We start from the raw sequence: 18,296 nt of genomic DNA, 5'->3' as shown, positions 1-18,296 counted from the left end.
TGGTCGTTAGATCCCGGCCAAGGCCAGATCCATCGCGAAGTAGGTGAAGATCAAATCCGCCCCCGCCCGCTTGATCGCCCCAAGGCTTTCGCGCACCACGCGGTCTTCATCAATCGCTCCGGCCTGGGCGGCGAACTTGATCATCGCGTACTCACCACTTACCTGGTACGCCGACAGCGGCAGACGCGAGACTTCGCGGATGTCGCGGATGATGTCCAGGTACGCGCCGGCCGGTTTGACCATCAGCGCATCGGCGCCTTCCTGTTCGTCCAGCAGCGATTCGCGCACGGCTTCACGGCGGTTCATCGGGTTCATCTGGTAGCTTTTGCGGTCGCCTTTCAAAGCGCTGCCGCCGGCCTCACGGAACGGGCCGTAGAGTGCCGAAGCGAACTTGGTCGAATACGCCATGATCGCGGTCTGGGTGAAACCGGCCTCGTCCAGCGCCCGGCGAATGGCCCGGACCTGGCCGTCCATGGCCGCCGACGGAGCGATCACGTCCGCGCCGGCCCGGGCCGCCGCCACGGCTTGTTTGCCGAGATTGATCAGGGTCTTGTCGTTGTCGACTTCATGGTTGTGCACCACGCCGCAGTGGCCGTGGTCGGTGTATTCACAGAAGCAGGTGTCGGACATCACGATCATTTCCGGCACGGCGTCCTTGGCGATACGCGACATCCGCGACACCAGGCCGTTGTCGTTCCAGGTGTCGCTGCCACTGCTGTCCAGGTGATGGGACACGCCGAAGGTCATCACCGATTTGATCCCGGCACGGGCATAGCGCTCGATCTCCCCGGCCAGTTTCGACTCCGGAATGCGCATCACACCGGGCATGCTTTTGATCGGGACGAAATCGTCGATTTCTTCTTCAACAAAAATCGGCAGCACCAGATCGTTCAGGCTGAACTCGGTTTCCTGGAACAGACTGCGCAGGCTCGCATTGCGGCGCAGACGGCGTGGACGAGCTTCGGGGAACTGGCTGGACATGGGTTTTCCTGAAAGACAGTGACAAGACGAAAGTCGTAAGGGGGTGAAGCTTATGCCCTGTCAGGCGCAGGACACAAACCTCAGGGAAGAAACAGACCCTTACAGGCCTGACAATAATCACTGTGGGAGCGAGCTTGCTCGCGATGACGGTTCCAAAGCCACAATGTAAGCGACTGACAGACCGCTATCGCGAGCAAGCTCGCTCCCACAGTGGATTTGTGTTGATTCCACGGGTTTTGTTACAGCTTCAGGGTCCCGTCGATGCAGGTCACCACCGCGCCGCCGATCCAGATCTCATTGCCCACCTGATCGACCTGAATCCGCCCTGCGCGGCCCATGGTCAGGCCCTGGCTGACCACGTAAGACGCCGGCGCCAGCCCTTCGCCGAGCAGCCATTGGGCGATTCCGGCGTTTAGGCTGCCGGTGGCCGGGTCTTCCGGCATGCCGTCGCCGGAGATGAACGCCCGCACTTCGAACTGTGCGTCAGCGCCATCGCGCTCGGAGTGCCAGGGTGCGATAACGCCGACGGCCAGGCCGAGCATTTGCGAATGATCCGGTTGCAAATCGAGCACCTGCTGCCGATCCTCGACCATCACCACCAGCCAGCCGGCGCCGTTATCGACCCACTGCGCCCGAACAATCGAGCCTTTCTCCAGCCCGAGCCCGAGCCGCACCCGTTCTAACAGGTCAACGTCCAGCGGACCGGTTCTCAGCAACGGCGGCGCGAGGAACGCCAGCTCCGCGCCTTGCCGGCGAACGCGCACCAGACCGACGCCGCACTCCTGAATGATCTCCTCGCCCTTGGGTACGCCGCCGGCTTCAAGCCAGGCGTGACAGGTGCCCAAGGTCGGATGACCGGCGAATGGCAGCTCCGACAGAGTGGTGAAGATCCGCACCCGATAGTCGGCGCGCGAATCCCGGGGTTCGAGCACGAACGTGGTTTCGCTGAGGTTGGTCCAGGTCGCGAACGCCGCCATTTGTTCATCACTGAGCTCGTCAGCGCCGAACACCACCGCCAAAGGGTTGCCTTTGAGCGCAACGCGGCTGAAGACATCAACTTGCTTGAAAGGAAATGAGCGCATGGCCGTCCCTGGTCTTGAAAAGGGTTACTTGGGAATTTCCAGCCCACGCATTACCGCCGGCCGTGCCAGGAAGCGCTCCAGCACTCGCGTAACGTTGGCGAAGTTCTGGATACCCACCAAATCGCCGGCCTCATAGAAGCCGATCAGGTTGCGCACCCATGGAAACGTCGCGATGTCGGCGATGGTGTAGCGCTCGCCCATGATCCAGTCGCGCCCTTCCAGACGCTCGTCGAGGACCTTGAGCAGGCGTTTGCTTTCCTCGACGTAGCGATCACGGGGCCGTTTGTCCTCGTAATCCTTGCCGCCGAATTTGTTGAAAAAACCAACCTGGCCGAACATCGGCCCGATACCGCCCATCTGAAACATCAACCACTGAATCGTCTCGTAGCGCGCCGCCGATTCCTGGGCCAGCAATTGGCCGCTCTTGTCGGCGAGGTAGATCAGAATCGCCCCGGACTCGAACAGCGGCAGTGGCTGGTCCCCTGGACCGTGAGGGTCGATGATCGCCGGGATCTTGTTGTTGGGGTTCAACGACATGAACTCGGGTGACAACTGATCGTTGGTCTCGAAGCCCACGCGGTGCGGCTCGTACGGCAAGCCGATCTCTTCGAGCATGATCGAGACCTTGACGCCGTTGGGGGTCGGCAGGGAGTAGAGCTGAATCCACTCAGGGTACTGGGCCGGCCATTTACCGGTAATCGGGAACGCAGAGAGATCGGTCATGGGAGCATCCACGCAAACATTGAAGCTGCTGATCATAATGTAGGAGCTGCCGAAGGCTGCGATCTTTTGATCTTGATCTGTTCGACATTGTTGAAGGTCAAGATCAAAAGATCGCAGCCTTCGGCAGCTCCTACAGGGACCATTCAGTGCATAGATCTGCCAACGTCCATAAATCCGCAACATCCTGTCGATAACCTTCCGCCACCCCGTCAAAGGTTGTCGCTAAAGTGCGGCGAACCCGCCGGGATCGAACCAAAGGGCTTCAGGGGACTCTGAGCACTGCCCATTACGGAGACGGACCGGCGCAACGACATGGAAAACACCCGACGCTGGGAGCTCACGGTGTAAAGGTTTGTCAGCCTTAATCGAATGCGCTGAAGATCACTTTACTGAATGAAGACCCTTTTGAAATTCGCCCAACGCTTCAAGCATCGCGCGTTTATCGTTCTGCCCTCGTTGTTGGCAGCGAGCGCGCTGTTCCTGTCGCTGGAGTCCAGCGAAAGCCGCGCCCAGCCGGCCGACGGTACCCAGACGCTGGTGTTCCTGCGCCACGCGGAAAAACCCGCAGGCGGCCTGGGTCAGCTAAATTGCCAGGGATTGAACCGTGCGATCAAGCTGTCCACCCTACTGCCAGAGAAATTCGGCAAGGCCAACTATGTGTTTGCTGCCAACCCGACGCGCAATGTCGAGGAAGGCGAACTCGATAACTCCTACAGTTACATCCGACCACTGATGACCATCAGCCCCAGCGCGATCAAGCTCGGGTTGCCGGTGAACATCAACTTCTCGGCCAACGACACCAGCGATCTGGCGGATGAGTTGGTCCACGACAAGTACCACAACGCGATCATCTACACCGCCTGGTCCCACGGCTACCTGCCCGAACTGATCAACAAGGTCGCCAGCGAAGCCGTCGGCAAGAAACAGAACATCACCGAAGACTGGGCGTCCAGCGACTACGACTCGCTGTACGTGCTGACCCTGACCTGGCACAACGGCAAGGCCAGCCTGGAAAGCCACGTCTACAAACAAGGGCTGGATAACGGCTCGCAGAACTGTCCGACATAAGAGGTCGCTACGTCCCACGCACTGTCGGGACCACGTTGACTAAGGGGCTGGGCTATCATTGCCAGCATCTCCCCATTGTCCGGAACCTCGCCATGTCACTCTCAACCGTAGCAGTCCCCGCCCGGGGCTGGTCGTTCTGGTGGAAACCCGCCCTGTTCCTGCTGGTCGCCTGTGTCGGCCTCTACTACGTCAAGTGGTCGCCGTACTACCTCAAGGCCTTCGTCGCCGCTGACAACCACAGCATCGGCGCCTCGATCATCAACGACCAACTGTCCGATCCTCTGACCGCCGCCTTGGCCTACGCCAAGGTGTATTTCCTGGCGATCTGGAAAGCCGCGGTGCTGGCGGTCATTCTCGGTTCCCTGCTGCAAGTGCTGATTCCGCGAGACTGGCTGCTGCGCCTGTTCGGCCGCGCCGGTTTCGCCTCGACCCTGCGCGGCGGCCTGTTCGCCCTGCCGGGCATGATGTGCTCGTGCTGCGCCGCCCCGGTGGCTGCCGGCATGCGCCGGCAGAACGTATCAGTCGGTGCGGCGCTGGCGTTCTGGATCGGCAACCCGGTGCTCAACCCCGCCACGCTGGTGTTCATGGGCTTCGTGCTCGGTTGGGGTTTCACGGCGTTGCGGCTGGTAGCGGGCATCGTACTGGTGTTCGGGGTGTCGATGGTGGCGCAGCGTATCGCCGGCCCGGAGACCTTGCCTGAAGCGGCGGTCGAGGCAGTAGTCGAAGCACGCGAGACCGACGCGCAACCGTTCCTGACCCGTTGGGGCAAGACGATCTGGCAATTGTTCTGGAGCACCATCCCTGTCTACATCCTGGCGGTGCTGGTACTGGGTGCGGTGCGGGTCTGGGTGTTTCCGCACATCGATGGCGCCATGGCCAACAGCCTGCTGTGGCTGGTGCCGCTGGCGATCATCGGTACGCTGTTCGTGATTCCGACCGCTGCAGAAATCCCGATCGTACAAACCATGATGACCCTGGGCATGGGCACCGCCCCGGCGGTCGCGCTGCTGATGACGCTGCCGAGCATCAGCCTGCCGTCGCTGCTGATGCTGCGCAAGGATTTCAACGCTCGGGTGCTGGTGAGCGTGGCGCTGATGACCATGCTGATTGGTGTGATCAGCGGGTTGGTCGGGGCTGCATTGCTTTAATAGATTTGGCGCCTGTATAGACGCCTTCGCGAGCAAGCCCGCTCCCACAGTAGATCTTCATTGGACACAAATTTTGTGTACGGCGCAGATCCAATGTGGGAGCGGGCTTGCTCGCGAAGAGGCCGGCAATAACAATATCAAACCTGCGGAACACTGCGCTCGCGAAGGTACTCCAACACCGCCCCCCGCTCCCCGGCAAACTCGATCCGCGCACCTTTCTTCTCGCGCTGAAACGCATACATCGGGTCGTAGTACTCGCTCAGCAATCCTTCGATCCAGCCACGGTGCAAGTCCACCGCACCGCTGCTTGCCTGCTCGGCCAGTGCGTCTTCCATCAACAACAGCATCCGTCGATGGCGTTCACCGCCCAAGCGCTTCTGCACGTTATTCAAACTTTCCAGCAAACGCTCGGAAAACAGCGCAAAGCCTTCCTCGCCATGTACGCCGATAAATTCGGCACACAGGTCCACTACGTAATCACGCAAGATCCGCTCAACGCGCCCCTCTAGGCTGTCTTCGAGCCAGACCATCGGAAACTGCTGCATGCCCTGAAACAACGGCAGCGGCAAGGCACAACTGCCGACCGCCCGGCTCTCGTCTTCCAGCACGAATTGCTCGATACCCCGTGCGCGCTTCTTCAGCACGTCCACGGCCAGACGGTTTTCAAAGTCGATGTTGGAGGGTTGGCCGGTGGCACGTTTGCCGAAGCTTGAACCCCGGTGATTGGCGTAGCCTTCCAGGTCCAGCCCGTTGTTCAACTGCGTCAGCACCTCGGTTTTGCCGGTGCCAGTCATGCCACCCAGCAGAACGAAATCGCATTGGGCGACGGCTTGATCAACAGTGTCGAGCAAGAAGGTGCGCATCGCCTTATAGCCACCGCCGACCCGCGGATAGTCGATGCCCGCCTCGTCCTTGAGCCACTGCTGAACGATCTGCGAGCGCAAGCCGCCGCGAAAACAATACAAATAACCATCCGGATGAGCTCGGGCAAACTCGGCCCAGGCCTGGATGCGCTCGGCCTTGATCTGGCCAGACACCAACTGATGCCCCAGCGTAATAGCCGCTTGCTGGCCATGCTGTTTGTAACAGGTGCCGATCCGTTGCCGCTCTTGGTCGTTCATCAGCGGCAAATTGACCACGCCGGGGAACGAACCCTTGAGGAATTCGACCGGCGCACGGGCATCCATCATCGGCCGGTCGTTGAGGAAAATGTCGCGGTAATCGGTGAAGTCGATAGACATCAAAACACCTCGACCGCGTTGGTCTGTCGCTCAACCAGTTCACCGATCGGCTCAAGGCTCAGGCCCAGTTCGGCGGCGACCGCGAGGAATTGATCGTTGCCCTCCGGCGTGACCGCAATCAGCAGCCCACCGCTGGTTTGAGGATCACACAGCACGCGTTTGTGCAGTTCCTGCAAGCGCCCGAGTTTGCTGGCGTAGCTGTCGAAGTTGCGCAACGTGCCACCCGGCACACAGCCCTGTTCGAGGTAATACTCGACACCGGCCAGACGCGGCACACGGTCGTATTCGATGCGGGCGGTGAGTTGGCTGCCGTCAGCCATCTCCACCAAGTGCCCCAACAAACCGAAACCGGTGACGTCGGTCATCGCGGTCACGCCGTCGAGTTTGCCGAAGCGGCTGCCGGGTTTGTTCAGGGTGCACATCCAGTCACGGGCCAGGCCGATGTCGGCGTGGCGCAACTTGCCCTTCTTCTCGGCGGTGGTGAGGATGCCGATGCCCAACGGTTTTGTGAGGTACAACAGGCACCCGGCGGTGGCGGTGTCGTTGCGTTTCATGTGGCGCTTTTGCACCAGCCCGGTGACGGCCAGACCGAAGATCGGCTCCGGGGCGTCGATGGAATGCCCGCCGGCCAGTGGAATGCCTGCCTCGTCGCAAATCGAACGCCCGCCGCGAATCACTTCACGGGCGATTTCCGGGGCCAGCACGTTGACCGGCCAACCGAGGATCGCAATCGCCATCAACGGATCGCCGCCCATGGCGTAGATGTCGCTGATGGCATTGGTGGCGGCGATGCGGCCGAAGTCGAACGGATCATCGACGATCGGCATAAAGAAGTCAGTGGTCGAGACCACACCACGCTCGTCGTCGATGGCATACACCGCCGCGTCATCGCGCGAGGCGTTGCCGACCCAGAGCTTGGGATCGAGGTTCTGCGCGCCGCTGCCGGCCAGAATCACCTCCAGAACCTGCGGGGAGATTTTGCAACCGCATCCTGCGCCGTGGCTGTATTGGGTCAGACGAATCGGCTCGCTCATGGGGTGCACCTTGTGGGATCAATGGGGCCGATTCTAGCAGAGCGCGGGTTGTGCTGTGGCGAGGGGGCTTGCCCCCGTTGGGTTGCGAAGCGACCCTAAAACCGGCAACCACATTTCTTCTGATACACCGCACGCACCGGTTTTACGACTGCTGCGCAGCCGAACGGGGGCGAGCCCCCTCGCCACAACGGCGGTCTTTGATCTTTTGATGTGCAAAAAAAACCGCCCTTTCGGGCGGCTAAAGTGCTTCGACCCTATTTAGAAGGTGAGGCTGTAGCTGATGGTCATTGCGTTGTCGCTGTTGTCGCTCGACAGTTGCCCCGAGTAACCAATCCCCAGCTTGCCGGTCGGCGTGATCTGGAAGTCGACGCCCGCTTCAAGCAGTGCGCTGTCCTTGGCAATCGGCACGCCTTGGGTTTTGAACGAGGCGCCGCCGTCGATGAAGGTCAGGTCGGCGTCTGGCTTGGTGTCGCCGTAGGCATGGCGCCAGCCGAGGGCGGCACGCGGGGTCAATTGCGAGCCGTTGGCCAAGGTCAGCAGTTTGCCGACGCGCACACCGAGGGTGGAGAACGTGATGTCCTGGCTGGAATTAGCCTGCAACCGCCCTACCCCGCCTTTTTCTTTGCCGGTGTCACTGTCGTAATTGACGTAGGACAAACCGGCGAACGGCTCGACCGCGAGACCGCCCGCATCAATGGCGTAACCCACTTCGCCGAAGACCTGGGCGCTGCGAGCGTTGTAATGCGCCTTCAACCGATCGTTGTAGGTGCCGACGTTGACGTTGCGTTCGGTTTCGATGTCGTGCCAGCTGTAAGCGGCACCCAGGCGCACGGCCAAGGCGTCGAATTGCGAGTTGAGGTACGCCGCCAGGTGGTAGCTGTCGACCGTGGCATCGGAGTTGCGGTCATTGGCATCCAGGCTGCTGCGGGTGTAACCGGCGGCCATCCCGGCGCGCCATTGATCATCGATTTGCTTGTCGGTGCCGAGCATGAAGCCGCTGAGTTTACGATCCAGCTTGGCGCTGTTGCTGTCGCCATCCATTTCACCCCAGGTACCGAGTGCACGCATCCAGCCCACCATTTCACCGTGGCAACCGCCGCTGGTCAGACGATTGTCGCTGGGCGCCAGGGCGCGGCGAGGATCGTCAAGCCCACTGCAGGACGGTTGGCGCATACGGTCGTTGACCGCGTCCCGGATGTAGCGCGAGTCCTCGAGAATCGCACTGGCGGTACTGGCGTGAATTTCCCCGGACAAGCTGTCGAAGGCTGCACGAGCACCGGCCGCAGAGAGGTTGACGATCTGGTTCTGCAACGCTGCGCCGGCCGGGCCATTATTGGACAAGGCAGAGGCCGTGCCACGCTGGTTGCCGGTGGCCGCGACATCGGCGAAGGACGTCTGGTTGCGGCTCAAGGCCAGGTCGACCTCATTGGCGCGGTACACCAGCGACGAGTCGAGGAACACAGTCTCCGGCAGATTTGCGGCACTGAACGTACCGTTGACGCCACCGCCCGCCGTGATCAGCGCATACGTCGTGTTGCCGGTAAATGGCGCGAGGTTGTTGACTTGCACGCTACCGGCCAGGGTTGCGGTGCCGCCCACGACCAACGGCGTGACGGTCGCAGAGTTCACGGTCAGTGCCAGCAGGCCATCCGGGGCGTTGGTCAGGTTGCCCGCTACACGCAGGTTGTCGCCGTTCGCGCCAGAGATCACGACACCATGGTTGACCACCGAACCGACGCTGCCGTTACCGCTCAAGGCAGCGCCATTGGATACGGTAATCTGTCCGCCGAAGTTCGTCGGTGCGTCACCGACCTGCAACAGGCCTTGCTCCACTTCAACGGTGCCACTGAACGGCTGAACGCCATCGATGAGCAGCGTCCCTGCGCCCTGTTTGACCAAATCACCCGTGCCGCTGAGTACGCCGTTGAAACGTCCGCTGGTGTCCTGCGCAAACAGCAGGCGGGCGTTGTTCAAGATACGCCCTTGCAGGCTGGTGGTGTTACCCACCAGCGTACCGCCGCTGACGGTGGTGCCGCCGCTGTAGGTGTTGGCTCCGCTCAATACCAGCGTGCCGGAATCGAGCTTTTCAATGCCACCGGTACCAACCAACGGCGCCGAGATTTCCGTGGTGACGCCCGAGTTGATCCGCACCGCAGCCAGGCTGCCATTGGCCGCGTTGACCGGCGTCAGGCTGCCGCCCGTGCCCGGAACCAGACTGTAACCGTTGTCCAGGACCTGCAACCCGGTGAAGCCCTGATTGCCGACCACGGTCACGGTTCCGCCCTGCCCGCCAAATACGGCGAACTGATGGGTCGAATCCTGGCTCGCGGTGCCGCTCGCATCAGTCCAGTTAGTGCTCGGCCCCCAGATGCCGCTGCCGCCGCTAATCGTGCCGTCGGCGTTGGTTTTACTACCATTCCAGAACTGCACTGAACCCGGAGCACCTTGCACCAACAGGTTGACCTGATTAGCCAGCGCAGTTTGCAGGGTCAGGCTCGATGGCAACACCCCGCCCGGCAACGTGCCGAAGGTCAGGCCATTGTCAGTCAGGCTGCCGCCGTAGCGGAACAGTTGATAGACGCCTGTACCGAAGACGCCGGCATTGCTGACGTTCAGCGTGCCGTCGAGGGTCAGGTTGCCCGCAACGTTGACCACGTTGGTCGAACTGGTGGCCGAGCCGAGGCTGAAGTCCAGGTTGCTGCCCGAAGACAACGCCAGGGAACCGACCGACAACGGCGTGGTAGTACCGCCGCCGACCAGGGTCGCACCGCTGGCCAGTTGCACTGCGCCGCCGATTTGGCCGCTGCCACCGATTTTCGCCCCGCTGGCCACGTTCACGTTGGCACTGTTGAGGGTGCCGTTGACCAGCAACGAGCCGGCCTGAACGTTGGTGTTGCCGGTGAGGCCGTTGGTGCCGGTGAGCAGCAAATCGCCGGTGCCGTTTTTGGTCAATGTACCGGTGCCGGTAAGGTTGCCGGTGTAGCTGCCGTTGCTGGTTTGCTCGAAGGTCAGCGCGGCGTTGTTGAGGATCGCGCCTTGCAGGCTGCTGGTGTTACCGCTGGTGCTGCCACCGTTGAGAGTGGTGCCGCCGCTGTAGGTATTGGCGCCACTGAGCAGCAGCGCACCATTGCCGTTTTTCACCAGACTGCCGGTGCCCGCGATCACGCCGCTGAGGGTGGTGTTCTGGGTGCCGGCCAGGGTCAACTGCCCGGTCAGATTGATCGCGTTCGCCAATTGCAGAGCAGCTGCGCTGTCCAGTTGCGCGCTACCACCGACGCCGAGCGCGCCGGTGCCTACAGCGCTGTTGTTGCCAAGAACCAACGAACCGGCGTTCAACTGCGTGCCACCTGCGTAGGTGTTGCTGCCGTTAAGGGTCAGGCTTGAGGCACCGTTTTTGATCAGGCTGCCGGTGCCGCTGACGACGCCGCCGAGGGTCAGCGCGTTGCTGCCCGCGACACTCAGCCCGCCATTCAGCACCACTGCGTTAGCGAGGCTGACGGTGGTGTTGCTGTCCAGCGCGGTGCCATTGGCCGCGGTCAATACACCGCTGCCCAACGCGCCATTGTTGCCCACGACCAGTTTGCCGCCGTTCAGCGCCGTGCCGCCGGTATAGCCATTGGCCGCGTTGAGCACCAGGGTGCCGGTGTCGTATTTGCCGAGAGTGCCGGCGCCATTGAGGGCTACGCCAAGGGTCGCGGTGGCGTTCGGATCGACCCGAACGGTCGCATTGCCCAAGCTGCCATTGACCAGTGTCAGTGCGCCCGCCGTGCCATTGGCCAGGGTGTAGCCGTCGGTGACGAATTGCATGCCGGTGATGGCTTGCGTGCCGTTGACGGTGACGGTACCTGCCGTCCCCTGGAACACCGCGAAGCTGTTGGCCCACGCCTGATTGAAGGTGCCGTTGACATTGGTCCAGTTGGTGGTGCCACTGCCCCAGGTGCCACTGCCGCCATTGACCGCGCCGTTGCCGACCAGTTGCGCACCGTCCCAGAACTGCACGGTGACGTTCGGTGCGCTGACCAGCAGGTTGACCTGGTTGCCCACGGCAGTCTGCACTTGCAGATCACCCGGCGTTACGCTGCCCGGCACGCTACCGACCAACAGACCGTTGTCGGTCAGGCTGCCGGTGTAGTTGATGATGCGATACACACCGCTGCCAAAACCGCCGATGTCGCTGACGTTCAAGTTGCCGTCGAGGGTCAGGTTGCCGCCGACATTGATCAGCGCATTGCCGCCACCAGACACCGGCACACCGAGCCCGACGTCGAGGTTGGAGTTACCACTCAAGGCCAGCGAACCCACCGACAAGGTGCTGCCGGTGGCCAGTGCAACGTGACCGCCATCGGCGACATTCACGGCGCCCGTGAGGCTGCCACTGCCGGCGAGGGTCCCGCCGTTATTGACCGCGACGTTGGCACTGGCCAGCGAGCCGCTGACATTCAAGGTGCCACCGTTGATGCTGGTGTCACCGGTCAGGGTGTTGCTGCCGGTGAGGTTGAAGGTGCCGCTGCCGAGTTTGTCCAGCAGACCGCTGCCGCTGAGGACACCGTCAAAGGTGCTGCTGGCATTGTTGCCGCCGATGCTCAGTGTGTTGCCGGCACCGACCAGCGCCGTGCCGCTGCCCGTCAGGCTCGCGAGGCTGCCGGATGCACCGAGATTGAGCTGGGTCGCTGCTCCCAGATTGACCCCGGCGTTGTTGCCCAAGGCCCCGGCACTGAGGGTGCTCAGGCTGCCGCCCAGCACATTGAAGGTGCCGCTGAAGGTGTTGTTGCCGCTGAGGGACAGGTCCGCCGCGCCATTTTTGTTCAGGGTTCCAGCCCCGGCAACGACACCGGCCAGGGTCAGGTTATTGCTGCCAGCCACGTTCAACGCCGCATTGACGTTGACGTTGTTGGCCAGGCTGAGCGGCGAGCTGCTGTCCAGTGTCGAAGCACCGGCGACGGTCAACGCGCCAGTGCCCAGCGCCGCGGCGTTGCCGAGGGTCAGGGTGCCGGCATTCAGGGTGGTGTCACCCTGCAAGGTGTTGACACCGTTGAGGGTCAGGTTGGCCGCGCCATTTTTGCTCAGGCCGCCCGCGCCGCTGATCACACCGCCGAGGGTCAGGTCATTGCTCCCGCCCACCGCGACGGTGGCGTTCAGGCCAATGTTATTGGCCAGGCTCAGCGCCGTGTTGTTGTCCAGTGTCGAAGCCCCGGCAACCGTCAGGTTACCGAGACCCAGGCCTGAGGCATTGCCGACGGTCAGGGTCCCGGCGTTCAAGGTAACGCCGCCAAGGAAGCCATTGGCACCATTGAGGGTCAGGTTGGCCGCACCGTTTTTGCTCAGGCTGCCAGCGCCGTTGACGGCGCCGCCGAGGGTCAGGTCAGCGGTGCCACCGATGCCGAGGTTACCGGCCAGGTTCACCACATTGTTGACGGTCACCGCAGACGCGGCGTCCAAGGTGGTGCCGTTGGCGGCATTCAGCGCGCCAGTGCCGAGCGCCGAGTTGGAGGCCAGAATCAAGCCGCCCGCATTCAACGCGACCGGACCGAGGAAGCTATTGTTGCCACCGAGGGTCAGGTTGGCCGCGCCAGCCTTGATCAAGCCGCCCGCACCACCGACTGCCCCGTTGAGGGTCAGTGCATTGGAACCGCCGACATTCAGGTTACCGGCCAGACTGACCGCATTGCCAAGGGTGACGGCAGTGTTGCTGTCCAGGGTGGTGCCCGAGGCTGCCGTCAGCAGACCAGTGCCCAGCGCCGTGTTGTTGCCGAGCACAAGCGTGCCGCCATTGAGCAGCGTGCCGCCGGTGTAACTATTGGCGCCGTTGAGTACCAGGGTGCCGCTGTCGAGTTTGGCCAGGGTGCCGCTGCCGTCGATGCCGACGCCAATGGTCGCGGTGGAACCCGGATCGACCCGGATCGCCGTGTTGCCGCCCGTGCCGTTAACCGCGGTCAATTGCCCAGCGCTGCCGGCCACGACGTTGTAGCCATCGGTGACGAATTGCAGCCCGGTGAACAGTTGCGCGCCAGCCACCGTGACCGTACCCGCCGTGCCCTGGAACACACCGAAGTCACCGGCCCAGGGTTGATTGAGCGTGCCGTTGACCGAGGTCCAGTTGGTGCCGCCCGCCGTCCAGGTGCCAGTGCCGCCATCCACCACGCCGTTGGCGATTGTCTGGCTACCGTCCCAGAAGCGGATATTGGCATTAGGTGCCGACACCAACACGTTGACCTGATTGCCCACCGAGGTTTGCACGACCAGATCGCCGAGGCCGAAACCGACGGGCACACTGGCCACGTTCAGGCCCAGGTCCGTCAGGCTGCCGGTGTAGTTGATCAAGCGATAAACGCCGACGCCGAAGCCGCCGGCATCGCTGACATTCAGGTTACCGTCGAGGGTCAGGTTGCCGCCGACGTTCAGCAGTGAGTTGGTGGAGGGCGCGCCGAGGGCGACGTCCATGTTGGCGCCACTGCCCATGACCAGCGAGCCGGCAGACAAGGTGTTGCCGCTGCTCAGGCCCAGGTGACCGCCGTTGGCCACGCTTAATGCGCCCAGCACCGAACCGGTGCCGGTCAGGGTCGCGCCACTGCCGACGTCAACGTTGGAACTGCCCAGCGAGCCGCTGAGGTTCAGGGTGCCGCCGTTGACCAACGTGTCACCGGTGATGCCATTGATACCGGTGAGGTTGAGGGTGCCGGTGCCGACTTTGGTCAAGCCACCACCGCCGCTCAGGCCACCGTCGAAGGTGCTGGTGGTACTGACGCCCCCCACCGACAAGGTGCTGCCCGTGCCGATCAGCACACCACCGCTGCCGCTGAGGCCCGCGATGCTGGCATCGCTGCCCAGATTAAGGCTGGCGCCGGCGCTGATGTTCGCGCCGGAGGTGTTGCCCAATGCCCCGGTGCTGGCGGTAGTGACGCTGCCGGAAAGGATGTTCAAGGGACCGGTAAAGGTGTTGTTGCCGCCGAGGGTCAAGTCGGCCAGGCCGTTTTTGTTCAGCGCACCGGCACCACCGATCACGCCGTTCAGGGTCAGATTGTTGTTGCCCGCCACGCTCAAGTCCGCGTTCAGCGTCAGGGCGTTGGCCAAGGTGAAAGCGGCGCTGTTGTCGAGGGTTGAGGTGCCCGCCACGGTCAGTGCGCCAGTGCCGAGCGCCGCCGCATTGCCCAGAGTCAGGGTGCCGGCGTCCAGGGTCGTGCCGCCCTGGTAGGTGTTGACACCATTGAGGGTCAGGTTGGCCGCACCGTTTTTGATCAGTTGGTTGGTGCCGCTGACCACGCCACCGAGGGTCAAGTCTTGAGTACCGCCGACGGTCAAGTTGGCGTTCAGGGCAATGTCGTTGGCCAGCGTCACGGCAGCGTTGCTGTCCAGGGTCGCCGCACCGCCCACCGTCAAACTGCCAGTGCCGAGGGCCGAGTTACTGCCGACAGTCAGCGTACCGGCATTCAGCGTGGCGCCGTCGACGAAGGTGTTGGCGCCGTTGAGCGTCAGGTTGGCCGTGCCGTTTTTCACCAGATTGCCGTTGCCGCTGATCGCACCGCCCAGGGTCAGGTCCGCCGTACCGCCGATGGTCAGCGGGCCGGTCATGCTCACTTGGTTGTTCAGACTGACGGCCGTACTGGCGTCCAGGCTGGTGTTGGCCGCCGTGGTCAAGACACCGCTGCCCAAAGCATTGTTGGCACCGACAATAATCTTGCCGGCGTTGAGCGTGGTGCCACCCTGATAGTTGTTAGTGCCGTTGAGGGTCAAGTCGGCCGCGCCGTTCTTGATCAGGCTGCCGGTGCCACCGACGTTGCCGCCCAGAGTCAGCGCGTTGCTGCCGGAGACGGTCACGCTGCCGCCGAGGTTGACAGCGTTGGCCAGCGTGACGGCGGTGTTGGCATCCAGTGTGGTGCCATTGGACGCGTCCAATGCGCCAGTGCCCAGCGCGGTGTTGGAACCGATAATCAGCGTCCCGGCGTTCAGCGCCGTGATGCCTTGATAGGTGTTGTTGCCGTTGATGGTCAGGACCGAGGGGCCGGTCTTGATCAGGCCACCCGCACCGCTAATCAGCCCGTTGAGGGTCAGCGGATTGGCCCCGCCAGCGCTGAGGTTGGCGTTGAGGTTGATCGCATTGCTCAGGGTCACCGCGCCCGTGCTGTTGAGGCTGCTGGCGCCGGCCACGGTCAGCGCGCCGGTGCCCAGCGCCGCGCTGTTGCCGATGACCAGGCCGCCGGCATTGAGGGTGGTGCCGCCCTGGAAGGTATTGACGCCATTAAGGGTCAGGTCGGCCGCGCCGTTCTTGATCAATTGGTTGGTGCCGCTGACCACGCCGTCGAGGGTCAGGGCGTTACTGCCACCGATGCTCAGGTCGGCGTTCACAGCAATGTCATTGGCGATGGCGACGCCGGTGCTGCTGTCCAGCGTAGAGGCACCGGCCACGGTCAACGCGCCGCTGCTCAAAGCGTTCGCGTTGCCGACAGTCAGGCCACCCGCGTTCAACGTGGTGCCACCGAGGAAGGTGTTGGCGCCATTGAGAATCAGGTTGGCCGCGCCGTTTTTGGTCAGGCCGCCGCTGCCGCCCACCACGCCGCCGAGGGTCAGGTCGGCAGTGCCGCCGATATTCAGGTTGCCGGTGGCGTTCACTGCATTGATCAGGGTCACCCCGGTGCTGGCATCCAGCGTGGTGCCGTCAGCCGTGTTCAACGTGCCGCCAACGCCAAGCGCGGTGTTGGAGCCGACAATCAGCGAGCCTGCGTTGAGCGAGGTGTTGCCGGTGTAGGTGTTGACACCGCCGAGGGTCAGCGCCGCCGTACCGTTCTTGATGATCCCGGCGGCGCCGTTGATCACGCCCGTCAGGCCAAGTGCCTGGGTGCCGCCAATGGTCAAATCGGCAGCCATAAACACCGAGTTGTTCAGGGTCACGGCCGTGGTGGCATCCAAGGTGGTGCTGGCTGCGGTATTCAGCGCGCCAGTGCCCAGCGCATTGTTGTTGCCCACCAGCAGCGTGCCAGCATTGAGCGTGGTTGGCCCGCTCTGGCTGTTGTTACCGGTCACCGTCAGGGTCGACGCGCCGTTCTTGGTGATCCCGCCCACACCCGATATCGCCCCGGCAAGGGTCAGGTTATTGGTGCCGACGTTAGTCAGGTTGGCGTTGAGGATTACAGCGTTGTTCAGGGTGACATTGGTGCTGCTATCGAGGTTTGCGCCGCCATTGACGTTCATGACGCCCGTGCCCAGCGCATTGCTGTTGCCCAGCACCAGGGTGCCGGTATTCAGGTTGATGGGGCCACTGAAGGCGGTGTTGTTGCCGTTGATAGTCAGAGTGCCGCTGCCGCTCTTGCTGAGCCCACCCGCACCGTTGATCACGCCGCCCAGGGTTAGGGAGCCGGCGCCGGTGGCGGTCATGGCGCCGTTAATGGTGATGAGGTTGTTCAGGTTGATCGTGCCCGGCGCAGACAGCGACGCCGACCCGGCGAACGTCACGCTGCCGCTGCTGAAGGCCTGGTTATTGAGTACCTGAACAGAGCCACCATTGATGGTGGTGTTGCCGGTGTAGGTGTTGGTGCCACTGATACTCAACTGCCCGGTGCCGGCCTTGGTCAAACCGCCCGTTCCGGAAATCACCCCGCCCAGGGTCATACCGTTGCTGCCCTGAACGGTGAGGCCACCGCTGCCCAGGGTGACCAGGTTATTGAGGGTCAAACCGGCGTTGCTGGCCTGGATCGTCCCGCCATTGGAGGTCAGCACCCCGGTGCCAAACGACTGGGCGTTGTTGAACGACGCGACGCCACCGTTGAGGGTGGCGCTGCCGCTGACGAGCGGACCTTGCAGGACCCAGGTGCCGCTGTTGACCGTCAGGTTATTGAAGTTGACGTAGTTGGCGCTGGACGCCGTGCCGGCGCCGCTGGTGCCACCGCCGACACCGATGGTGTTTTGCAGGATCAACGAGTTGTTGCCCCCGGCCCCGCCATCGATTTGCCCGGTGGGTGCGAAGGTCAGGTTAACGCCGATCAATCCGCCGAGGCTGAGCCCCGCGCCGCCACCGTTGGTGATGGTCGAACCGGTGACCGCGGTAAAGGTGTTGTTGCTGGCGACGCCCATCGACACGCCGCCGCTGATGGCCCCGGTGTTGATGAAGGTGTTGCCGGTGGACGAGGTTTCGAACGCTACTCGCCCGGTTAACGTGCCATTGTTGACCATGTTGATCTGCGATCCGCCCTGCACGGCCACGATCGGCGTGTCGGCGGCGAACAGCGTCAGGTTCAGCAACGCGGTGGAGCCGAGGGTGCCGTTGTTGGTGATGTTGGTGACGCCGCCAGCGCCGTTGACCACGTCCATCGCCATGCCGGCGATAGTCGTCAGGTTCACGCCCAGCAAGTCGCCGGTGCCGCGCATGATCCCGGTCAACGTGTTGTTGATATTCACTGTCGAGGCGCTGCCGTTGCCTATCATCAAGGCGGTACCCAGACCAGTCACCGCCCCCAGCAAAGCCGGGTCGATCGTCCCGGAGTTGTTGAAGGTGAGGTTGTTACCGGTGAGGTTGAGCGACTGTCCGCCCAGCGTCGCGTTCATCTGCGCGCCCGAGTTGACGTTGACCGTCAGGTTGTTCACCGCACTGGCAAATGTGTTGAGGAACAGCGGCAACGACGGCACACCGGTACAGGTCACCGTGGCGCCCGCTGTCGGGCTGGCCGGCGAACAGGCCGCCAACGCTTGTGGGCTGACGAGGCCGACAACCGCACCGACGATAGCGAGACGAACAGCGTGAGAAAGAGGGGAAACACGCAAAATCGGGGCGATAACGGAGCTCAAGTCCACGGGCAATTCCTTTACGTGGTTAACCATTCTTCCTTGAAGGGCGTGCTACAGCGGCCACCCTGGCCGTGAATCCAACGACACGCGAATCAAGACTGCGACGGTGTAAAAAACCGTTTCATTCCCGACACAAGCTAGTCGACGCACAGCGATGGGGCACATCTCTACGCGGGTTAATTAGCATTAATACTTTGGTGCACGAGTTCATTGTGGGAGCGGGCTTGCTCGCGAATGCGGCAT

The 18,296-nt window shown here is 62.6% G+C and carries 8 protein-coding genes; 2 read left to right on the top strand and 6 right to left on the bottom strand.

The annotated features are described in order from the left end of the window. Window positions 1-6: 6 nt before the first annotated feature. From hemB to AC1MEW_RS14385, 3 genes are all read right to left on the bottom strand, one after another. On the bottom strand, window positions 7-981 hold the full coding sequence (gene hemB, locus AC1MEW_RS14395; RefSeq protein ID WP_201204806.1) for a porphobilinogen synthase: 975 nt from the start codon (window positions 979-981) through the stop codon (window positions 7-9). A 239-nt stretch (window positions 982-1,220) separates the two neighbouring features. Then, window positions 1,221-2,063 (bottom strand): PhzF family phenazine biosynthesis protein, encoded by an 843-nt coding sequence (locus AC1MEW_RS14390; protein WP_201256192.1) that lies wholly within the window; start codon window positions 2,061-2,063, stop codon window positions 1,221-1,223. Between the two features lie 24 nt (window positions 2,064-2,087). Continuing rightward, the gene (locus AC1MEW_RS14385) at window positions 2,088-2,786 is read right to left on the bottom strand and encodes a glutathione S-transferase family protein (protein WP_201256191.1); all 699 of its coding nucleotides are present in this window, start codon (window positions 2,784-2,786) and stop codon (window positions 2,088-2,090) included. Window positions 2,787-3,179: 393 nt separating this feature from the next. On the opposite strand from AC1MEW_RS14385, the gene AC1MEW_RS14380 reads away from it, so the two are divergent. Beyond that, complete coding sequence (locus tag AC1MEW_RS14380) at window positions 3,180-3,854, top strand: histidine phosphatase family protein (protein ID WP_322269129.1); 675 nt, start codon at window positions 3,180-3,182, stop codon at window positions 3,852-3,854. 92 nt (window positions 3,855-3,946) lie between these two features. Continuing rightward, window positions 3,947-5,002 carry a permease gene (locus AC1MEW_RS14375; RefSeq protein WP_201256189.1) on the top strand — a complete coding sequence of 352 codons (1,056 nt, stop codon included), beginning with the start codon at window positions 3,947-3,949 and terminating at the stop codon, window positions 5,000-5,002. Between the two features lie 137 nt (window positions 5,003-5,139). On the opposite strand, the gene mnmH is transcribed toward AC1MEW_RS14375, so the two are convergent. The 3 genes from mnmH to AC1MEW_RS14360 all read right to left on the bottom strand — a co-directional run bounded on the left by mnmH (window position 5,140) and on the right by AC1MEW_RS14360 (window position 18,086). After that, window positions 5,140-6,243: a tRNA 2-selenouridine(34) synthase MnmH gene (gene mnmH / locus AC1MEW_RS14370; RefSeq protein WP_201256188.1), complete on the bottom strand. Its 1,104-nt coding sequence runs from the start codon at window positions 6,241-6,243 to the stop codon at window positions 5,140-5,142. Continuing rightward, the gene (selD, locus tag AC1MEW_RS14365; RefSeq protein ID WP_201256187.1) at window positions 6,243-7,277 is read right to left on the bottom strand and encodes a selenide, water dikinase SelD; all 1,035 of its coding nucleotides are present in this window, start codon (window positions 7,275-7,277) and stop codon (window positions 6,243-6,245) included. Before selD ends, mnmH begins: the two co-directional genes overlap by 1 nt. Before the next feature lie 258 nt (window positions 7,278-7,535). Then, on the bottom strand, window positions 7,536-18,086 hold the full coding sequence (locus AC1MEW_RS14360) for an autotransporter-associated beta strand repeat-containing protein (RefSeq protein WP_480426706.1): 10,551 nt from the start codon (window positions 18,084-18,086) through the stop codon (window positions 7,536-7,538). Between the last annotated feature and the right edge of the window lie 210 nt (window positions 18,087-18,296).

This window comes from Pseudomonas sp. ASL4 (assembly GCF_056680395.1).
Note: the sequence above shows the minus strand (reverse complement) of the source record. Positions and strands in the feature narration are given on the sequence as shown.